The 19,687-nt window shown below is 74.3% G+C and carries 13 protein-coding genes and 3 pseudogenes; 5 read left to right on the top strand and 11 right to left on the bottom strand.

The genetic code is table 11. From position 1 onward, the window contains the following. Positions 1 to 70 precede the first annotated feature (70 nt). The 5 genes and pseudogenes from GCU69_RS30195 to GCU69_RS30170 form a co-directional block, all read right to left on the bottom strand. Positions 71 to 1,039, bottom strand: coding sequence for an SDR family NAD(P)-dependent oxidoreductase (locus GCU69_RS30195; RefSeq protein ID WP_235978797.1), 969 nt, complete (start codon positions 1,037 to 1,039; stop codon positions 71 to 73). Between the two features lie 739 nt (positions 1,040 to 1,778). Beyond that, positions 1,779 to 2,951: a serine hydrolase domain-containing protein gene (locus GCU69_RS30185; protein ID WP_098752351.1), complete on the bottom strand. Its 1,173-nt coding sequence runs from the start codon at positions 2,949 to 2,951 to the stop codon at positions 1,779 to 1,781. A gap of 109 nt (positions 2,952 to 3,060) precedes the next feature. After that, complete coding sequence (locus tag GCU69_RS30180) at positions 3,061 to 3,852, bottom strand: energy-coupling factor ABC transporter ATP-binding protein (RefSeq protein ID WP_156207784.1); 792 nt, start codon at positions 3,850 to 3,852, stop codon at positions 3,061 to 3,063. Beyond that, positions 3,840 to 4,601 carry a cobalt ECF transporter T component CbiQ gene (gene cbiQ, locus GCU69_RS30175; protein ID WP_156207783.1) on the bottom strand — a complete coding sequence of 254 codons (762 nt, stop codon included), beginning with the start codon at positions 4,599 to 4,601 and terminating at the stop codon, positions 3,840 to 3,842. Before cbiQ ends, GCU69_RS30180 begins: the two co-directional genes overlap by 13 nt. 2 nt (positions 4,602 to 4,603) lie before the next feature. Beyond that, positions 4,604 to 5,826 (bottom strand): annotated as a pseudogene (locus GCU69_RS30170) (energy-coupling factor ABC transporter permease). Positions 5,827 to 6,290: 464 nt separating this feature from the next. Between GCU69_RS30170 and GCU69_RS30165 the strand changes: the two are divergent. Continuing rightward, positions 6,291 to 9,620 (top strand): S41 family peptidase, encoded by a 3,330-nt coding sequence (locus GCU69_RS30165; RefSeq protein WP_156207782.1) that lies wholly within the window; start codon positions 6,291 to 6,293, stop codon positions 9,618 to 9,620. Between the two features lie 153 nt (positions 9,621 to 9,773). Continuing rightward, a complete protein-coding gene (locus tag GCU69_RS30160; protein WP_098752320.1) occupies positions 9,774 to 10,007 on the top strand; it encodes a type A2 lantipeptide in 234 nt (77 codons plus the stop codon). 102 nt (positions 10,008 to 10,109) lie between these two features. Here the strand turns inward: GCU69_RS30160 and GCU69_RS30155 are convergent, their stop codons facing one another. The 3 genes from GCU69_RS30155 to GCU69_RS30145 are packed head-to-tail and all read right to left on the bottom strand — an operon-like array spanning position 10,110 to position 13,509. Further along, positions 10,110 to 11,003, bottom strand: coding sequence for an SDR family oxidoreductase (locus GCU69_RS30155; protein ID WP_098752321.1), 894 nt, complete (start codon positions 11,001 to 11,003; stop codon positions 10,110 to 10,112). Next, the gene (locus tag GCU69_RS30150) at positions 11,000 to 11,956 is read right to left on the bottom strand and encodes an alpha/beta fold hydrolase (RefSeq protein ID WP_098752322.1); all 957 of its coding nucleotides are present in this window, start codon (positions 11,954 to 11,956) and stop codon (positions 11,000 to 11,002) included. The genes GCU69_RS30155 and GCU69_RS30150 overlap by 4 nt, the downstream gene beginning before the upstream one ends. After that, complete coding sequence (locus GCU69_RS30145; protein WP_098752323.1) at positions 11,953 to 13,509, bottom strand: flavin-containing monooxygenase; 1,557 nt, start codon at positions 13,507 to 13,509, stop codon at positions 11,953 to 11,955. The genes GCU69_RS30150 and GCU69_RS30145 overlap by 4 nt, the downstream gene beginning before the upstream one ends. A 196-nt stretch (positions 13,510 to 13,705) precedes the next feature. Here GCU69_RS30145 and GCU69_RS30140 point away from each other — a divergent pair, with 196 nt between their 5' ends. Then, positions 13,706 to 14,620 carry a MerR family transcriptional regulator gene (locus GCU69_RS30140; protein WP_235978795.1) on the top strand — a complete coding sequence of 305 codons (915 nt, stop codon included), beginning with the start codon at positions 13,706 to 13,708 and terminating at the stop codon, positions 14,618 to 14,620. A gap of 291 nt (positions 14,621 to 14,911) precedes the next feature. On the opposite strand, the pseudogene GCU69_RS30135 reads toward GCU69_RS30140, so the two are convergent. Further along, positions 14,912 to 15,682, bottom strand: a pseudogene (locus GCU69_RS30135) (class I SAM-dependent methyltransferase); the annotation flags it as partial. Between the two features lie 136 nt (positions 15,683 to 15,818). Beyond that, positions 15,819 to 16,622 (bottom strand): exodeoxyribonuclease III, encoded by an 804-nt coding sequence (locus GCU69_RS30130; RefSeq protein ID WP_156207781.1) that lies wholly within the window; start codon positions 16,620 to 16,622, stop codon positions 15,819 to 15,821. A 67-nt stretch (positions 16,623 to 16,689) separates the two neighbouring features. On the opposite strand from GCU69_RS30130, the pseudogene GCU69_RS30125 reads away from it, so the two are divergent. Further along, positions 16,690 to 17,181: pseudogene (locus GCU69_RS30125) on the top strand (GNAT family N-acetyltransferase); the annotation flags it as partial. Positions 17,182 to 17,411: 230 nt separating this feature from the next. On the opposite strand, the gene GCU69_RS30120 reads toward GCU69_RS30125, so the two are convergent. Beyond that, positions 17,412 to 18,851, bottom strand: coding sequence for a dihydrolipoyl dehydrogenase family protein (locus GCU69_RS30120; RefSeq protein WP_156207779.1), 1,440 nt, complete (start codon positions 18,849 to 18,851; stop codon positions 17,412 to 17,414). A gap of 159 nt (positions 18,852 to 19,010) precedes the next feature. Here GCU69_RS30120 and trxA point away from each other — a divergent pair, with 159 nt between their 5' ends. Then, positions 19,011 to 19,415, top strand: a complete 405-nt coding sequence (gene trxA / locus GCU69_RS30115) for a thioredoxin (RefSeq protein WP_098752338.1) — start codon at positions 19,011 to 19,013, stop codon at positions 19,413 to 19,415. Positions 19,416 to 19,687: the final 272 nt, after the last annotated feature.

The following is a 19,687-nucleotide window of genomic DNA, read 5'->3' as shown; positions in this document are numbered from 1 at the left end:
CGCGCCCGTCCTGCGCATCTGCCCCGGTACTTCCGTACGGCATCTCCCGGTAGCGGTTCGGGAGCCGCCGTCAGTCGCCCCGGAAGGCCTGGCGCAGCGCGGCGTTGCTGATCAGCAGGCCGCCGTCCACCGGCAGGGTCACGCCCGTGATCCACGAGGCGTCGGCGGAGGCCAGGAACGCCACGGCGGCCGCGATGTCCTCCGGCCGCCCGACCCGGCCCAGCGGATACACCCGCGCGGCGCGCTCCAGCGCGTCCTCGCGGCCGTCCCAGTTCGGGGTGCGGACGGTGCCGGGCGCGATCAGATTGACCCGGACACCGCGCTCGGCGGACTGCACCGCCAGGGTGCGGGTCAGGCTCGCCAGTCCGGCCTTGGCCGCGCTGTAGGCGTGATTCCCGAAGTCCTGGTGGCCGTTGACGGAGCCGATGTTCACCACCGCGCCGCGGCCCCCGGCGTCGGCCAGGTGCGGCATGGCGGCGCGGACACAGCGGAACGCGCCGGTGAGCGTCGTGTCCAGGTCCCGCTGCCAGGCGTCCTCGGGCTGGTCCTCGATGAGCGGGGTGTCCGGGGTGCAGGACATGGCGTTGTTGACGAGGACGTCCAGCGAGCCGAACCGGGCGACGGCGTACGCCACCGCCGCGTCCACCGACGCCTGGTCGCCGACGTCGCAGACGTGGGCCTCGGCCGTCCCCGTGCCGTGGCCGGTGGCGGGCCCGGGCGCGGCGGGCCGTGGCCCGGTAGTGGTCCCGGGGGCGGTGACCTGCCCGAGCCCGGTGGCGGGTCCGGGAGCGATGGACGGTCCGCCCCCCACCCCGGATCCGGGACCGGTGGCGGTACCGGTCCCGGAATCGAGTCCCCCGCCCGGGTCGGCCGGCCGGACCGCCGCGCGCACCCGCGCCGCCGCGCCCTCCGCCCGGCCCGCGTCGAGATCGGTGACCAGCACCCGCGCGCCCTCGCCGGCGAGGCGGCGCGCCACCACCTCGCCGATGCCCCGCCCGGCGCCCGTGACCAGCACGCCGTATCCGTCGAACCGCCCCATCGCCGTCCGCCTCCGTCCGTCCGCCCGACCGCTTGATCACCCCTGAATGGGGTCGGGGCCTGTGTGCCCGGCCGGGCCGGGACGCAACCCCGGAGGCCCACCGGAGCCCGCCGCGTCCCCGCGGCCGGAACGAGTCGAATACGCCCGGAACGTGCCGGTACGGTCGCGAGCGCGGCAAAGCGAAAGCAGGGCGGCGCGCCCGACGACGGCCCGCAGCCGCCATCGATACGGGAGGGGGTGGGTCCGTAGGGAGGGGGTCTTCCACGCTTACGTGTATGTGTGGCCGCGCAAAGAGGATGACCGTCGAAGCCACCGGTTCGGGCGGCCGTAAATATGCGGTGGAAGACCCCCTCCCGGAGGGCCCGCCCCCGGCACCCGGGATGGCCCGAGCGCCCGAAGCACACCCCGGGCCGGCGCACCCCCGCGCCAGCGCACCCCCAGGCAAACGCACCCCCGGGCCAACGCACCCGCGCGCCAGCACACCCCGCGCCAGCGCAGGCCCGGGCCAACGCACCCCGCGCCAGCGCACGCTCGGGCCAGCGCACCCCCAGGCCAACGCACCCCCGGGCAAGCGCACCCCCAGGCAAGCGCACCCCCAGGCAAGCGCATCCCCGGGCAAGCGCACGCCCGGGCCAACGCACCCGCCCGCCAGCGCACCCCCGCGCCCTCACCGGGCGCCGGGCGGCGTGCCCGGGGCATGCCTCAGCCCCTGGGCACGGCGAATTAGGGCCCGGCCCGCTCAGCGGCTCGCGCAGCCCCGTAGGGCGCGGATCAGCGCCTGCGCCCGGGGGTCCGCCGTGACCGAGCGCTGGAGCCCGTTCGTGACGTAACCGAACGCCAGCCCCGACTCCGGGTCCGCGAAGCCCAGGGAGCCGCCCCGGCCCGGATGGCCGAAGGAGCCGGAGCCCAGCAGCGGGCAGGCCGGGCCGTGCAGCATGTGGCCGAGGCCGAAGCGGGTCGGCACGACGAGGACCCGGTCCGGCCCCGCGGACTCCTCCGTACGCGCCATGGTGAGCGTCGCGGGCACGAACAGCGGGCGGCGGGCGCCCGGCACCGTGCCGATCAGGGCGGCGTAGAAGCGGGACAGGGAGCGGGCCGTGCCGGTGCCGTTCGACGCGGGCAGTTCGGCGGCCCGGTAGGCGGTGGTGTTCTCGTCCGGCAGCGGGTCGATCGCGGTGAAGGCACGCCGGGTGAGGGACTCCGGGTCGCGGTAGGCGTCGGCGACGGACTGCCTGGGCCGCACCCGCAGCCCCGCGGCGGCGGGCGGCGCGGGCGCCTCGACATCGGCGATCCGGCCCGCCCGGTGCTGCCGGGACTGCGGCAGGCCGATCCACAGGTCGAGCCCGAGCGGCCCGCTGATCTCCTCGGCGATCCAGCGCCCGAGGCTGCGCCCGGTGACCCGGCGCACCAGCTCGGTCAGCAGCCAGCTGAACGTCTGCGCGTGGTAGCCGTGCGCGGCGCCGGGCTCCCACACGGGGGCCTGGGCGGCGACGGCCGCCGGTCCGGAGACGCCGTCGAGCGCCTCGTCCGGGGTCAGCGGGCTGTCCAGCACGGGCACACCCGCACGGTGGTTCAGCAGGTGACGTACGAGCACCCGCTCCTTGCCCGCGGCCTTGAACTCCGGCCAGTAGGTGCCCGCCGGGGCGTCCAGGTCGAGCTGTCCGCGCTGGTGCAGCATCAGCGGCACGGCCGCCGCGACACCCTTGCCGGCGGAACGCAGGACCTGCACGGTGTCCTCGGCCCACGGCTCGGTGCCGTACGGGTCGGCGGTGCCGGCCCACAGGTCGACGACGGGCCGGCCGCCCTGGTGGACGGACACGGCGGCGCCGCGTTCGCCCCGCTCGGCGAAGTTTCGGATGAAGGCGTCCCGGACCGGCTCGAAGCCGTCCGCCACCGTCCCGTGGACGTCCACCACTGCGCTGATTCTCCTGCCACCCGTTCGTGCACCGACCTTCCATGGTGCCTCGTGCACCCGCCGCCGCGGTAACCGGGGCCGGGCGGGGAGACCGGTCCGGGCGGCGTCAGACGGGCACGGTGACCGACGACGGGTCGAACCCGAAGGGCAGCTCCAGCCGGTGACGGCGCATCAGCTCCGTGTCGCACAGCAGCTCCTGGGTGCGGCCGTCGGCGGCGATCACACCGCCGCTGAGGACCACGGAACGCGGGCAGAGTTCCAGCGCGTACGGCAGGTCGTGGGTGACCATCAGAACGGTGACGTCCAGAGAACGCAGGACGTCGGCCAGCTCCCGGCGGGAGGCCGGGTCGAGGTTGGAGGACGGCTCGTCGAGTACGAGGATCTCCGGCTCCATCGCGAGGACGGTGGCGACGGCGACGCGGCGACGCTGCCCGAAGGAGAGATGGTGCGGCGGGCGGTCGGCGTGCTCGGCCATGCCGACCCGCTCCAGGGCGCGCCGGACGGTGTCGTCCAGTTCCTCCCCGCGCAGCCCGGCGGCGGCGGGGCCGAAGGCGACGTCCTCCCGGACGGTGGGCATGAACAGCTGGTCGTCGGGGTCCTGGAAGACGATGCCGACCCGCCGCCGCACCTCGGCCAGATGCCGCTTGCCGACGGGCAGGCCGGCGACGCGCACGGTGCCCGCGGAGGAGCCGGAGCCCGCGCCGAGGATGCCGTTCAGATGCAGCACGAGGGTGGTCTTGCCCGCCCCGTTGGGGCCGAGCAGGGCGACGCGCTCGCCGCGGGCGACGGTCAGGTCGACGCCGAAGAGCGCCTGGTGGCCGTCGGGATAGGCGTACGCGAGGCCCTCGACCTCCAGGGAGGGTGCGGGCGGGGTGGTTCCGGGGGTCACAGGGTCCATCCGATCAGGCACACGGCGAGGGCCGCGGCGGGCAGGGCGGCGGCGTGCGCCCACTGGGCGCGGGTCGCGGAGACGGTGTGCAGGTCGGGCATGGTGCCGGTGTAGCCGCGGCTGACCATCGCCAGATGCACCCGCTCGCCGCGTTCGTAGGAGCGGATGAAGAGGGCGCCGGCGGTCTTGCCGAGCACGCCCCAGTGCCGGATGCCGCGGGCCTCGAAGCCGCGCGAGGCACGGGCGATCCGCATCCGGCGCATCTCGTCGGCGATCACGTCCCCGTAGCGGATCATGAAGGAGGCGATCTGTACGAGCAGCGGCGGCATCCTCAGCCGCTGGAGGCCGAGCAGCAGGGCCCGCAGCTCGGTGGTGGACGCGAGCAGCACGGACGCCGCGACGCCGAGGGTGCCCTTCGCCAGGATGTTCCAGGCGCCCCACAGCCCCGACACGGAGAGCTGGACGCCGAGCACCTCGGTGCGCGGGCCCTCGGCGACGAACGGCATCAGCAGCGCGAACGCCACGAACGGCACCTCGACCAGCAGCCGTTTCAGCAGGAAGCCGGGCGGGATCCGGGCGGCCGCCGCGACGCCCGCGAGCAGCAGGGCGTACGCGCCGAAGGCCCAGAACGCCTCGCGCGGCGTGGAGACCACGACGAGGACGAAGCCGAACACGGCGGCGATCTTGCAGTGCGGCGGCATCCCGTGCACGGGCGAGGTGCCGTGCCGGTAGAGCTTGTGGGTGTGGCCCGAGCCCATCGTCAGCGCGCGTCTCCGCCGTCACCGGAGCCGTCACCGGAGCCGTCACCGGAGCCGTCCGGCCCGCCCGAGGCGCGACGCCGGACGAGCCAGAAGACGCCGGTGCCGGCCGCGAGGGTCGCGCCGACGCCGACGACGCCCGCGAGTCCGCCGGACAGCCGGGGGCTGTCGACGTCCCTGACCTGGTAGTCGGCCAGCGGGGAGTCCTCGGCGGCGTGCGCCTCGGCCTTCTCGTCGATGCCGTGCTCGGCGGCGACCTTCTCCAGGCCGTCGGGGCTGGCGGAGGCGTAGTGGCTGACGAAACCGGCGAGGACGAGCGCGGCGAGGACGCCGATGATCCAGACCAGCCGGGTGGTGCCGCTCGCGGTACGCCCCGAGGGGCTCTGCGCGGTGGAGGACATCAGGCGTTCGTCTCCTTGCTGCTCCGGGCGCCGGTGCCGGGAGTCCCGGCGGCGCCGGTGATGCCGGTGGTGCCGGTGGTGCCGGAAGCCCCGGTGGTGCCCGGGGCGCCCGGGTTGCCGTTTCCGCCCGGCCGCGCCGGGGCGGCCGCGGCCGCTGCGGACAGCCGCAGTGGCTGTGTCAGGCCGCGCGCGCCGTACACCAGGTCGGGGCGTACGGCGATGACGGCACCGACCGTGAGCGCCGTGATGACGCCCTCGCCGACACCGATCAGGGTGTGCACGCCGACCATGGCGGTGAGGACCTTGCCGAGCGAGACGTCGGCGGTGCCGCCGAGGGCGTAGATCCCGGTGAAGGCGACGGCGGCCGCCGGTACGGACACGAAGGCGGCCAGGAAGGACGCGGCGGTGACCGAACCGCGGGCCCGCGGCAGCAGCCGGACCAGGCCGCGGAAGACGGCGTAGGCGACGGTCACGCCCACCACGCCCATCAGCGTGATGTTGACGCCGAGTGCGGTGAGCCCGCCGTCGGCGAAGAGGACGGCCTGCATGAGCAGCACCACGGAGATGCACAGCACACCGGTCCAGGGACCGACGAGTATCGCCGCCAGCGCGCCGCCGAGGAGATGTCCGCTGGTGCCGGCGGCGACGGGGAAGTTCAGCATCTGCACGGCGAAGACGAAGGCCGCGACGAGTCCCGCGAGGGGCGCGGTCCGGTCGTCCAGTTCGCGCCGCGCACCGCGCAGGCTCGCCGCGACGGCACCGGCGGCGACGGCACCGGCGGCCACGGATACGGGGGTGTCGATGAACCCGTCGGGGACGTGCATAGCGGGCTCCGCTCTGCTGGGGCTGCTGGGTCTGCTGGGTCTGGTGGGTCTGGTGGGTGTGCGGGGTCGAGGGGGTGCCCGGGCTGAGGGCGGCCGGGCCCGGCGTGCCCGGCCGCCCTCAGCCGCGGGAACTCCCGGGGAGGGCTCCGGTCGCCGATCCGCCGCGCCGCCGGTCGGGCTGAACCTCTCAAGGATAGTAGGTACCTGCGAATGGTTCGCAAGAGCGTGCGTCCCGCCGTTCTCTCCCGGGGGCGCGCGCAGTCGTGCGCCCCGCGCGGGAGCCGCGTCCGCGCCCGCCGCGGAAGCCCGCGCCCCGCGGCAGGGCCCGAGCCGCCCCGGACCCGGCCGCCGCCCGCCGCGGGGCACCACGAGCGCGAACATCACCGGGCTCCCGGCCGCCGGACCACCGCAGCCGCCCGGACCACCGCCATCACGAGTTGCCACACACCCGCACCGCCCGAACCATGGAAAAGGTGAGTGATGCCGCGTATCTCCGCTTTCCGCACCTGCACGGCGATCTCCTCTGCTTCACGGCCGAGGACGACCTCTGGCTGGCCCCTCTCGCCCCCGCCGGCACGGAACCGGAGCGGGCCTGGCGGCTGACGGTCGACCGGACCCGCACCGGTCACCCCCGCTTCTCCCCCGACGGCCGGCACATCGCCTACACCAACTGGCGCAGCCTGGACCCGGAGATCCACCTGGTCCGCACCGAGGGCGGCCCCGCCCGCCGGCTCAGCTACTGGGGCAGCACCGACACCAGGGTCTGCGGCTGGAACCCGGACGGCCACATCCTCGCCGTGGCCTCGCACGGCGAGCCGTTCTCGTACTACTCCTGGGCCTACAAGGTGCCCCTCGACGGCGGCCCCGGCGGCCGGCTGCCCTGGGGGCCGGTGTCGAACATCGCCTGCGCGGACACGGACGGCGAGCACAAGACCCTGCTGCTCACCGGCAAGCCGCCGCACGAGCCCGCGGCCTGGAAGCGCTACCGCGGCGGCGCCACCGGGCGGATGTATCTGCACGGCGAGCGGCTGCTGCCGGACCTGAACGGCCATCTCGACTGCCCGATGTTCGTCGGCGGCCGGATCGCGTTCCTCTCCGACCACGAGGGCGTCGGCAATCTCTACTCCTGCCGGCCCGACGGCTCCGACCTGCGGCGGCACACCGACCACCCCGACTTCTACGCCCGGCACGCGGCGACCGACGGCGAACGCGTCGTCTACCAGTGCGCCGGCGACATCTGGCTGGTCGACGACCTCGGCCCGGCCGGCGTACCGCGCAGGCTGGACGTACGGCTCGGCGGAACCCGGGCCGGCCGGCGCCGCTACCAGGTGCCCGCCGCCGCGCACGTGGGCGGGCTGTCGGTGGACACCACCGGCCGGGCGAGCGCCGTCTGCGTGCGCGGCAGCCTCTACTGGCTCACCCACCGCGACGGCCCGGCCCGCACCATCACCGACACCCCGGGCGTACGGATCCGGCTGCCGGAGATCCTCGGGCCGACCGGCCAGGTCGCGTACGTCACGGACGCCGAGGGCGAGGACGCGATCGAGATCGCCCATCTGCCCCGGGCCAGCGGCGGCCGCGACCCGCGCCGCATCGCGGCCGGGAAGCTCGGGCGGGTGCACGAGCTGGTCTCCTCCCCGGACGGCGAACTGCTCGCGGTGGCCTCGCACGACGGCCGGCTGCTGATCGCGGACGCGCTGCCGGAGGGCGCGGGCGAGGTGCTGGAGCTGGTCCGCTCGGACAACGGGCCGGTACGGGACCTGGCCTTCTCCCCCGATTCCGACTGGATCACCTGGTCCCACCCGGGCACCGGCCGCACACTGCGGCAGATCAAGCTGGCCCGGCTGACCGACCGGCTGGTCCTGGACGTCACGGACGGCCGCTTCGAGGACGAGCAGCCCGTCTTCACCCGCGACGGCCGCTATCTGGCCTTCCTGTCCTGGCGCGGTTTCGACCCGGTGTACGACGTGCACACCGGCGACCTGTCGTTCCCGCTCGGCTGCCGCCCGTATCTGGTGCCGCTGTCCTCCACGACGCCCTCGCCGTTCGCGCTGTCGGCGGAGGGCCGGCCCGCGGCGGGCGGGCTGGACCCGGACGAGCTGGGCGGCGACGGCTCGGTGCTGGTCGAGGCGGCGGGGCTGGAGAGCCGGGTGACGCCCTTCCCGGTCGCCGCGTCGAAGTACTCCTCGCTGCGCCCGGTCGCGGGCGGCGGGCTGGTGTGGCTGCGCTGGCCGATCTCCGGGGCACTCGGCGAGACCTTCGCCAATCCCGCCGACACCAGCGGGCGGCCGACGCTGGAGCACTTCGACATCGCCAAGGCCAAGCGCACCGAGCTGGCGGTGCACCTGGACTCGTTCGCGGTGAGCGGGGACGGCACCCGGCTGGTCCTGAACGACGAGGGCGACCTGCGCGCCGTACCGTCGAACGACCTGCCGGACGCGGACACCACCGTCCCGCTCGACCTGCGGCGGATCATGCACGAGGCGGACCCGGAGGCCGAGTGGCGGCAGGCGTACGACGAGGCGGGCCGGATCGTCCGGGCGTACTTCTGGGACCCGGGCATGAGCGGCATCGACTGGGACGGGGTGCTGGAGCAGTACCGGCCGCTGGTCGAACGGGTCGCCAGCCCCGACGAGTTCGCCGACCTGCTGCGGGAGGTGCTGGGCGAGCTGGGCACCTCGCACGCGTACGTGGCCGCCGCCCGCCGCAACGAGGGGCCGCCGCACTACCAGCGGGTGATCGGGCTGCTCGGCGTCAACTTCGTCCGCACCAGGAGCGGCGGCTGGGCCGTCGGCCGCATCCTGCCGGGCGAGTCCTCGGACTCCCGGGCCCGGTCGCCGCTCGCCGGGACGGGCATCGCGGACGGCTCGGTGCTCACCCATGTCGACGGGCGGGCCGTGGACCCGGTGACCGGGCCGTTCCCGCTGCTGGCGGCCGCGGGCGGCACCACGGTCGAGCTGACCTTCACCCCGCCGTCCGCCGAGGGCGCCGCCCCCGCGGCCGAGGGCGGCGAGGGCCCGTCGCGGCGGGTGGCGGTGGTGCCGCTGGTCGACGAGCGGCCGCTGCGCTACCAGGACTGGGTCGCCAAGCGCCGGGAGGTCGTGCACGAGCTGAGCGGCGGCCGCTGCGGCTATCTGCACATTCCGGACATGGGCGGCTCCGGCTGGGCCCAGTTCAACCGGGACCTGCGGATGGAGATGGCCAAGCCCGCGCTGGTCGTCGACGTACGGGGCAACGCGGGCGGCAACATCAGCGAACTGGTCGTGGAGAAGCTCACCCGCACCATCCTGGGCTGGGACCTGACCCGGAACGCCGAGCCCGTCTCGTACGCCTCGACCGCGCCGCGCGGCCCGGTCGTCGCGCTGGCGGACGAGATGACCTCCTCCGACGGCGACATGATCACCGCGGCCTTCAAACTGCTCGGGCTGGGGCCGGTCGTGGGGCTGCGCACCTGGGGAGGCGTGGTGGGGATGACCGGCCGGCACCGGCTCGGCGACGGGACGGTCATCACCGTGCCGATGAACGCCGCCTGGTTCGAGGAGTACGGCTGGGGCGTCGAGAACCACGGCGTTGAACCGGACTTCGAGGTGGAACGCACCCCGGTGGACTGGGCCGAGGGGCGGCGCCGGCAGTTCGACGACGCGGTGCGGCTGGCGCTGGAGCTGCTGGAGCAGCAGCCCGCGGCGACCCCGCCGGACTACTCGGACGTCCCCGACCGCCGCCGTCCGCCACTGCCGCCCCGGAGCGGCGGGAAGGCCGGAAACGGTCCCGCCGAGGCCGGTCCGGCGGCATGAGCCGCTGCATACCGTCAGGTAGCGTCCCGATAATGTGATGATCCTGCGAAGGCGACTACTGCGAGTGGCGAGACGGCTGCGCCGTCGTGTTCCATTTCAGCCAGCACCTGTAACGCACACAGGTGTACGTCCCCAGAACGAATGGATCTCCCCATGCGCAACGACTTCTCCGTAGAGACCGCCGAACTGACCGAGGCCGACCTGGACGGCGTCTCCGGTGGCATCGCCGCCGGCGTGTCCGCGAACGCCGTCGTCTCGGCCGGTCTCTCCGCCGACCTGAGCGGTGTCGACGCCGCCGTCGGCGGCATCGCCGTGGACGCCTCCGGCGCGGGCGTGAACGCCGGCGTCGTCGGCGTGGGCGGCCTGAGCGCCGGCCTCCAGGCCTGAGCTGCACCCGCAACACCGAGGGCCCCGGAACTGTCCCGTTCCGGGGCCCTCGCGCGTGCCCGGGCGGCCGGATCCCGACCCCGCCCGGAACTGTGGGAAACGTCAGACGCCGCGCTCCTCGCGGGACTTCTGGTCCGCGGCGCCACCGGCGCCGACCAGGCCCCGGCTCACGCCCTGCGCCGCGATCTTCGGTGCGGCACGGCGCATCTCGCGCTGCCCGACGGTGCCGATGACCGCCGGCAGCACGCCGCGGACCGACTGCATGCCGCGCAGCCACCACTGCCCGTAGACGTGCGCCGAGCGCCGCTCGATGCCCGCGACCATGCGGTCGACGGCCGGTTCGAGCGGGTAGGTGCGGTTCGCCGGCCACGGCAGCCGCGCGCGCAGCTCGCGCATCACGTCGTCCTGGTCCGCGCCGCGCACCATGTCCGTGTCGGTCCAGCTGAGGTAGCCGACGCCGACCTTGACGCCCTTGTAGCCCACTTCGGCCCGCAGGCAGTGGGCGAACGCCTCGACACCCGACTTCGACGCGCAGTACGCCGACATCATCGGCGCCGGGGTGATCGCCGCGAGCGAGGCGACCTGGAGCAGATAGCCGCGGCTCTCCTCCAGCAGCGGCAGGAAGGCCCGGGCGGTGGTGGCGCTGCCCATCAGATTGACCTGCACGACCCGGTTCCAGGAGACCGCGTCGGACTCCGTGAACGGCCCGCCCGTCGCCACACCGGCGTTCGCGACGACGATGTCGACCTTGCCGAACCGCTCCTTGACCTCGCGGGCGGCCCGGTCCATCGCCTCGAAGTCGGTGACGTCCACGTGCCAGTGGCCGGACTCGGTCGGTATCCGCTCCGAGGCCTGCTTCAGCTCGTCCGGCTCCAGCCCGAGCAGCGCCACCTTGGCGCCCCGGGCGGCCAGCTTGCGGGCGAGCAGCTCGCCCACCCCCCGGGCCGCGCCGGTGACGACCGCGACCCGGCCCTCCAGGTTCCTGCGTCCGCTCACGCCGACTCCTCCTTGATCAGTGTTCCTTCGCCGGCGGCCGTACCGGTGAGGTGGTCCCGGACCAGGCCGCGGATCACCCCGGCGACCTTGTCGGGTGCCTCGACCGGCGTCATGTGGCCGAGGCCGGGCAACGAGGTGAGACCGGCCGGGACGGGCAGGGCCTCCACGATCCGCTGCGAGAGGACCGGCGGGGTGAGCCGGTCGGCGCTGCCGGTGAGGACGGCCGCGGGCACGGTCAGCCGCGCGAGGTTCGCGTGGACGTCGAGCACGGCGAGCACCTTCTTCGCCCAGAGGCCGCGGACCTTGCGCGGGCAGGCGTGCACGACCCGGGCGACCGCGTCGGACTGCTCCCGGGACGCCCGCGGGCCCATCGTCCCGTACTTGAGCAGGGCCCGGGAGAGCGCGGTGACCGGCCCGAGCGGCAGGGTGGAGCCGAGCAGCGCGCCCTGCAGCGCGGTCCGCAGCCGGCCGGGGCGCAGCGGCACCACGGCGGCCTCCGGCACCAGCCGGGCGCTGCCGGTGTTGGCGAGCAGGACGGCCGCGGCGCGCTCGGCCAGGAACGGGCGTCCGGCGGCCGCCATCAGGGTCATGCCGCCCATCGAGTGTCCGGCGACGACCGCGCGCTCGCCCGGCGAAAGCGTGGCCGCGAGCACCGCCTCCAGGTCGTCGGCGAGCGCGGTGGTGCTGTAGCCGGAGGGGCCCGGGGCCGGACTGCGGCCGTGGCCCCGCTGGTCGTACACGACCACCCGGTGGTCCGGCAGGAGTTCACGGATCACCGGCGCCCAGAAGAGCGTCGAGCAGGTCCAGCCGTGCACGAGGACGACGGCGGGGGCCCCCTCGGGGCCGTGCAGTTCGACGTGCAGCCGGGAACCGTCGGCGGATACCGCGGTGAGTTCGCGGTCCGCGACGGCGGGCGCGTAGGGCGAATCGGTCGGCCGGGCGGGACGGGTCATGCCACTGCCTCCTCGGAGCTGCCGGGGTTGTCCGTTCCGGAGACGGCCGCGGCCGCGGGCTCCGGTTCGCTGCGGGCGGGGGCGCGCAGCACGTCGTACTCGGCGAGGTCGACCCGCCGGGTGGCCCTGCGGAACTCGGCGGTGGTGCCGGGCCAGACCGTGGTGTTGCGGCCGCTGTCGTCGAGGTACCAGCTGTCGCAGCCGCCGGTGTTCCACACGGTGCGCTTCATCCGCTCCTGCACCTTGCCGGTCCAGGCGTCGACGGCCTCGGGCCGGGCGTCCAGGGCGACCTTGCCGCCCAGGGTGTCCATCTGCCGCAGATGGTCGATCGCGTAGTTCAGCTGGGCCTCGATGATGAGGATCATCGAGCTGTTGCCGAGGCCGGTGTTGGGCCCGATGATCGTCAGGAAGTTGGGGAACCCGGCCGCGCTGGCGCCGCGCAGCGAGGCCATGCCGTCCTTCCACGCCTCGGCGAGGGTGTGGCCGGCCGCGCCTGTGACGCGCTCGGCGATCGGCATGTCGGTGACGTGGAAGCCGGTGCCGAAGACGATCGCGTCGGCCTCGGTCTCGGTGCCGTCCGAGGCGACCAGGGTGGAGCCGCGGACCTCCTTCAGGCCGGAGGCGACGACGTCGACATTCGGCCGCGCCAGCGCGGGGTAGTAGCTGTTGGACAGCAGGATCCGTTTGCAGCCGATCCGGTAGTCCGGGGTGAGCTTGGCCCGCAGCGCCTTGTCCTTGACGGCGCGGTGCATGTGCGACTTGGCCAGCTTCTCGACCAGCCCGAGTTCCTGCGGGTGCTTGGTGAACGCCTGCACCTGGAGTTCGCGGACCGTCCAGAGCAGCCCGCGGCGCAGGGCGCGGGTGGCCGGCACCTTGCTGTGCAGCCAGCGCTCGACTCCGCTGATCTTCCGGTCCATGCGGGGCATGACCCACGGCGGGGTGCGCTGGAACAGGGTCAGCCGGGACACGTCGGGCTGGATCGCGGGGACGATCTGGATCGCGGAGGCGCCGGTGCCGATCATGGCGACGCGCTTGCCCCGGAGGTCGTAGTCGTGATCCCAGCGGGCCGAGTGGAAGACCTTGCCGGGGAACGTGCCGAGGCCGGGGATGTCCGGGATCTTGGGGTCCGAGAGCGGGCCGGTCGCGGAGATGACCAGGTCGGCGCTGAGCGGTCCGCCGCTGGTCTCGATCTCCCAGTGCAGCTCCTCGGTGTTCCAGCGGGCGCTGAGCACCTCGCTGTTGAACCGGATGTGCGGCCGCAGCCCGAAGGTGTCGGTGACCCGCTCCAGATACGCGCGGATGTGCGGCTGGCCGGAGAAGTTCCGGGGCCATTCGGCGTTGGGCGCGAAGGAGAACGAGTAGAGGTGCGACGGCACGTCACAGGCGCAGCCGGGGTAGCTGTTGTCGCGCCAGGTGCCGCCGACGGAGCCGGCCCGTTCCAGCACGGTGAAGTCGGTGATCCCCGCGCGGCGCAGCCGGACCGCGGCCCCCAGTCCGCCGAACCCGGATCCGATCACCGCCACCCGCACGTGCTCGCGTTTCCGCTCCGCCATGCCCGCCTCCCGCACTGCTGTTGCCCTCGGCCGCCGACTTTTCGGCCCGGCTTGCCGGACCGGCGACCATGCCAGCAATCACTGGCACGATTGGGAGAGTAGAGCAGTCGCGTACCGGTGGGTAGGGGGTGGGCCAAAAGAAGTTACCGCCGGTTGCACCCACGGCGTCCGCGGGCGATGGTCATAGGGTTCCGGTGTGGGGAACGACGAGACGGACCGGGACGGGGCCGTCGCCGGCCAGGGCGGCGCGCGCGAATACCGGGTGGAGGAACTGGCCGGCAAGGCCGGCATCAGCGTGCGCACCCTGCGCTTCTACCGCGAGCGCAAGCTGCTGCCGCCACCGCGCCGCGAGGGCCGCATCGCGTGGTACGACGAGCACCACCTGGCGCGGCTGCGCACCATCGCCGCGCTGCTGGAACGCGGGCACACCCTCGGCGGCATCGCCGACCTCCTCACCGCCTTCGAGAGCGGCCGGGACGTCGGGGAACTGCTCGGCCTGGAGTCCGCCATCGTCCCCTGGTCGGAGGAGACCCCGGTACGGCTGACCCCGGAGGAACTGGCGGACCACTTCGAGGGCGAGGTCACCACCGAGAACCTCCAGGCCACGCTCGACCTCGGCTATGTCGCGCTGGACGGCGACGAGGTGGTGCACGTCAGCCGGCGACTGCTGGAGGCGTCCGGCGCGCTGGTCGACGAGGGCGTTCCGCTGGCCGCCGTACTCGCCGCCGCCCGTGAGGTCCGCGGCCACGCGGAGGCCCTGGCCGAACTCTTCACCGGCCTCTTCCGCACCCACGTCGTGTCCCGCGTGCTCGACCCCTCCGAGCCCTCCGAGCCCTCCGAACCGCTGAGCCCCGGCGAACTCGCCCGGATCACCCGGACCGTCGAACGGCTGCGACCGGTCGCCGAGACCGTCATGGAGGCGGAGCTGTCGATGGCGATGGAACGCCGCATCCGCGCCGAGATCGAGGACTGGCGCAGGGAACGCAGGCCGGACCCGGGCCACCCGGCCGGCAACCCGGACCCGGGGCCGCCGCCGGATTCAGGGCCGCCGGGCACGGAGCCGCCGCAGGACCCGGATTCGCTGCCGGACCCGGGGCCGCCGCCGGACTGACCGGGAGGACTCCGGACCGGCCGGGAGCCCTCCGGACCGGCCGGGAGCTTCCGGCAGCGGGGCCGCCTCCCGGCCTCAGTCCGCCACCCGGGCCTTCGCGGTCTTCGAACTCTCCGGGGCCTTCGCGGCCTTCGCAGCCTTCGCGCTCTTCGTCGCCTTGGCAGTTTTCGCGGCTTTCACGGCTTTCACGGCTTTCGGCTTCGCGCCCGCCTCCGGCCCCGCGTCCGCCTCCGGCTCCGTACCCGCCGCCTCAGGCCGCGCGCCGGTTCCCGGCCGCTCGGCCCGTCCCGGCCCGTGCGTCACCCGGATCTTCGACTGTCCGTGCGGCAGCTTCTCCCAGTCGTCCATGAAGCGCGCCGACAGCCCGTGCTTCTCCGCGAGGGCGACCAGGGTCTCCGTCCGGTAGTAGAAGTCCTCGCGGAGCACGTGGTGTTCCTCGCCCTCCGTACGGCCGAAGGTGAAGTCGAACCAGCCGTCCGGCGACAGCACCCGGCCGACATGGGCGAAGCACTCGTCGATCACGGACAGCGGGGAGTGCGAGAAGACGCTGTGCGCGTGCACCACGTCGAAGTACCCGTCCGGGAGGAAGGCGAAGGTCAGGTCGCGCACCGGCGTCAGCGTCGGCCGCTTGTCCTGCAACCCCTGCCGGACGAGGGTGTCCTGTGCCGCGAAGAGGATGTCCGGGGAGATGTCGATGCCGTAGTAGTGGCCGGTGTCGAGGTGCTGGATGAAGCGCCAGCCCGCCCGCAGGTTGCCGCAGCCGATCTCCAGCATCCGGTGCTCGGGCCGCAGCCCGTGCGAAGCCAGGTAGTCGAACTGCATGGCGCCCAGCGCCAGCCAGCGGTCATGGCTCCTGCTGCCGACCGCCGCCTCCGGGCTCCCGGCGGTGTCGGACTTCATCACCGCGCGGTAGTACGCGACATGGTCGGGAGACCGGAAACGCAGCCAGGCGTCCCGGCCGGCCCGCAGCAGGAACCGGGGCACCCGGCCGGGATGACGCAGGGCGTACCGGGCCCGGTGGGCGAGCGCCGCCCTGTTGGCAGTGAGGTTCTTCCGGGGCATCGTGACGACCTCTTCCGCGCGACCGTAGGGGGATCCGCCCAGGCTAGGCACAACGGAAGGGTTACGTCCGGGAAAACGCCGGGCGGCTCACGGATTTACGGGCGTGCGGAGGCGCGCACGGTCGCGCGGCGACGGCTCACGGGCCGGTGGCGTACTCCACCGTCACCGGGGCGTGGTCCGACCACCGCAGGTCGTGGCTGGGCGCGCGCTCGACGACCGCCTTGACCGCACGCGCCGCCAGCCCCCGCGTCGCCACGTGGTAGTCGATCCGCCACCCGCTGTCGTTGTCGAACGCCCTTCCGCGGTACGACCACCACGAGTACGGCCCGGCCACGTCCGGGTGCAGTTGCCGCACCACGTCCGCGTACCCCGCCTCCCCGAACACCCGGGAGAGCCACTCGCGCTCCTCCGGCAGGAACCCGGCGTTCTTCCGGTTGGCCTTCCAGTTCTTCAGGTCGGCCTCCTGGTGGGCGATGTTCCAGTCACCGCAGACCAGCACCTCGCGGCCGTCCGCGGCGGCCCGCTCCCGCAGCTCCCCGAGATACGGCAGGAACTCCGCCATGAAGCGTTCCTTCTCCTCCTGCCGCTCGGTGCCCACCTCGCCGGACGGCAGATAGAGGCTGCCGACCGTGACGCCCGGCAGGTCGATCTCGATGTAGCGGCCGGAGGTGTCGAACGCGGTCGAGCCGAAGCCGGTCCGTACCGCGTCGGGCGACCGCCGGGAGTACAGCGAGACGCCCGCCCGGCCCTTGGCCGCCGCCGGGGCGTGCACCGCGTGCCAGCCCTCCGGCGCCCGGATCCCCTCCGGCAGCTGGCCGGGCTCGGCCCGTACCTCCTGGAGGCAGATCACATCGGCGGCGGTGTCCGCCAGCCACTCCACGAAGCCCTTCTTGGCGGCGGCGCGCAGGCCGTTCACGTTCACGGAAGTCACGGTGAGCATCCCGGCACGATACCGGCATCCGGACACGGCTCCGCGCCCAGGAGCGGACAACCGTACGATTACGCCCATGCAGATCCGCACCGTGCGCTACGACCATCCCGACGCCCGCAAGCTGAACGACCGCGTCCAGCTGGAGTACGCCGAGCGCTACGGCGAGCCGGACATGACCGAGATGGACCCGGCCCAGTTCGACCCGCCGCACGGGATCTACCTGCTCGTGTACGACGAGGACGGCACGCCGGTCGCCACCGGCGGCTGGCGCGCGCAGGAGCGCAACGGCGAGGGCAACCGCGACGGCGACGCGGAGCTGAAGCGGATGTACGTCGTCCCGGAGGCGCGCGGCCGGGGCCTCGCCCGGCGGGTCCTGGCCGCCCTGGAGGACAGCGCCCGCGCCGCGGGCCGCAGGCGCGTGGTCCTGGAGACCGGCACCAGGCAGCCGGAGGCGATCGCGCTCTACACGTCCTCGGGCTACGAGCCGACGGAGAAGTTCGGCCTCTACCGCTTCGAGGCGGACAGCCGCTGCTACGCGAAGCCGCTCACGCGGGCGGCGGAGCCCGCCGCGCCCGCGAGCCCCGCGCCCGCGACTTCCGCGCCCGCGACTTCCGCGCCCGCGACTTCCGGGTCCGCGACCGGGCCCGCGTCCACGACGGAGCCGGTGCCCGGCACGCCGCCGGCCCAGCAGTCCGGGGTGTCCACGGCCTCGTAGCCGCGACCGGCGCGTCCACGGCCCCGTGGCGGCGGCCCGGGTGTCCACGGCCGCGTGGCCCGGGCCCCGGCCGGGTCCCGGGGTCAGCCCCCGTCCCGGTACGCCTCCAGCAGCCGCAGCCAGACCTCGCTCATCGTCGGGTACGCCGGGACCGCGTGCCACAGCCGTCCCACCGGCACCTCCCCGGCCACCGCGATCGTCGCCGCGTGCAGCAGCTCCCCCACCCCGTGCCCGACGAAGGTCACCCCGAGCAGCACCTCCCGGTCCAGGTCGACGACCATCCGGGCGCGCCCCCGGTAGCCGTCCGCCACCAGCGCCGCGCCGGCGACCGACCCGAGGTCCGTGTCGACGGCACGCGCCCGGTACCCGCGGTGCTCGGCCTCCGCCAGCGTCAGCCCCGCCGACGCGGCCTCCGGCTCGCTGAACACGACCTGCGTGACGGCGGCGGTGTCCGCGGTCGCCGCGTACGCGCCCCAGCGGTCGTCCTCCGGGACCGGCCGGCCCTGCGCGCGGGCGGCGATCGCTGCTCCGGCGATCCTGGCCTGGTACTTGCCCTGGTGGGTCAGCAGCGCCCGCCCGTTGGCGTCCCCGCACGCGTAGAGCCAGCCGTCCGCGACGTCCGTCACCCGGCAGGAGTCGTCGGTGGTCAGCCAGGACCCGGGCGTGAGGCCCACCGTCTCCAGCCCCAGATCGTCGGTGCGCGGTGCCCGGCCGGTGGCGAACAGCACCTCGTCGGCCTCGCTCTCCCCGACCCCGGCCAGCTCCAGCGTGACGGTGCTGTCGGGCGCCGGGCGCCGCACGCCGGTCACCGACACCCCGGTGCGGATCTCCACCCCGGCGTCCGCCAGCCCCTCGGCGACCAGCTCGCCCACGAAGGGCTCCATCCGCTCCAGGAGGCCCTCGCCGCGTACGAGCATCGTCACGGCCGAGCCGAGCGCCTGCCAGGCGCAGGCCATCTCGACGGCGACCACACCGCCGCCGACCACCGCGAGCCGTTCCGGGACCGCCTGCGCCGAGGTGGCCTCCCGACTGGTCCACGGCCGCGCCCGGTCCAGACCCGGCAGCCCGGGCAGCTTGGCCCGGCTGCCGGTCGCGACCACCACCGCGTGCCGCGCGGTGAGCACGAGCGTCTCCCCGCCCGGGGTGTCCACGGCCACCCGCCGCGGCCCGTCGAGCCGTCCCCGGCCGCGCACCAGGTCGGCGCCGATGGACTCCACCCACTCGACCTGCCCGTCGTCCTTCCAGTGCGAGGTGAAGGAGTCCCGCCGGTGCAGCACGTGCTCGGCGTCGAGCGGGCCGGTCACCGCCTCCCGGGACCCGGCGACGGCCCGCGCGGCGGCGAGCGCGGACACCGGCCGCAGCAGGGCCTTGCTGGGCATGCAGGCCCAGTAGGAGCACTCGCCGCCGACCAGCTCGCTCTCGACCACCGCCACGGACAGCCCGGCCGCCCGGGCCCGGTCCGCGACGTTCTCACCCACCGGCCCGGCACCGATCACCACCACGTCGTACGGCGTCTCGCTCATCGCTGCTTGGCCTCTCCCGCGTCGGGTACCACCGTCATCGGCAATCCTTCCAACGTGGCACCAAGTCGGCCACATGAAACATCGGAATACGGACAGGCTCCCTGCTGGTTTCCGCAAGCGGACACCGGCCCCAGACGTCTTCGGAAGCAGGTAGGACACATGAGCACGGTCGAGCTGACCAAGGAGAACTTCGACGAGGTCGTCTCCGACAACGACTTCGTCCTGATCGATTTCTGGGCCTCCTGGTGCGGCCCCTGCCGCCAGTTCGCACCGGTGTACGAGCAGGCCGCCGAGCGCCACTCCGACCTGGTGTTCGCCAAGGTCGACACGGAGGCACAGCCCGAGCTGGCGGCGGCGTTCGACATCCGTTCGATCCCCACTCTCATGATCGTTCGGGAGAACGTGGCGGTCTTCGCCCAGCCCGGCGCGCTCCCGGAGGCCGCGCTGGAGGACGTCATCGGCCAGGCCCGCGGCCTCGACATGAAGGACGTGCACGAGTCGGTGGCGGAGCAGCAGGCCGCCCAGCAGGAGGGCGGAAACCAGAGCACGGGTCCCACGGCCTGATCACCGGGGCCGCCCCGGGCAGCGGGAGGCCTCCGGCGGCCCGGCAGCGAGGTGGCCCCGGCGGCCGGCAGCCCGACCCGGCCGGGGCCGACGGTTCCGCGGGCGACCCGCCCGGCCCTTGACCGCCGGATACGCATGGGGCCCGGGCGCCCCAGGTGCCGGGCCGGGGGCCGACGGTCCGCGGGCAATCCGTCCCGCGGCTGATCTGCCCGGCCCCTGACCGCCCCGGACACGCAGCGGCCCCGGCGGCCCCTCTCGGTCGCGGTCCCGCC

Source organism: Streptomyces lycii (genome assembly GCF_009735685.1).
In the GTDB taxonomy this organism is placed as follows: domain Bacteria; phylum Actinomycetota; class Actinomycetes; order Streptomycetales; family Streptomycetaceae; genus Streptomyces; species Streptomyces lycii.
This window is presented reverse-complemented; position numbering and strand designations above follow the sequence as displayed.

Bases quoted from the DNA above. Each gene is read 5' to 3' on its own strand.
- GCU69_RS30195 (WP_235978797.1), bottom strand. From the start codon at position 1,039: ATGGGGCGGTTCGACGGATACGGCGTGCTGGTCACGGGCGCCGGGCGG.
- GCU69_RS30180 (WP_156207784.1), bottom strand. From the start codon at position 3,852: ATGGACCCTGTGACCCCCGGAACCACCCCGCCCGCACCCTCCCTGGAG.
- cbiQ (WP_156207783.1), bottom strand. From the start codon at position 4,601: ATGGGCTCGGGCCACACCCACAAGCTCTACCGGCACGGCACCTCGCCC.
- GCU69_RS30165 (WP_156207782.1), top strand. From the start codon at position 6,291: ATGGAAAAGGTGAGTGATGCCGCGTATCTCCGCTTTCCGCACCTGCAC.
- GCU69_RS30160 (WP_098752320.1), top strand. From the start codon at position 9,774: ATGCGCAACGACTTCTCCGTAGAGACCGCCGAACTGACCGAGGCCGAC.
- GCU69_RS30150 (WP_098752322.1), bottom strand. From the start codon at position 11,956: ATGACCCGTCCCGCCCGGCCGACCGATTCGCCCTACGCGCCCGCCGTC.
- GCU69_RS30145 (WP_098752323.1), bottom strand. From the start codon at position 13,509: ATGGCGGAGCGGAAACGCGAGCACGTGCGGGTGGCGGTGATCGGATCC.
- GCU69_RS30130 (WP_156207781.1), bottom strand. From the start codon at position 16,622: ATGCTCACCGTGACTTCCGTGAACGTGAACGGCCTGCGCGCCGCCGCC.
- GCU69_RS30120 (WP_156207779.1), bottom strand. From the start codon at position 18,851: ATGAGCGAGACGCCGTACGACGTGGTGGTGATCGGTGCCGGGCCGGTG.
- trxA (WP_098752338.1), top strand. From the start codon at position 19,011: ATGAGCACGGTCGAGCTGACCAAGGAGAACTTCGACGAGGTCGTCTCC.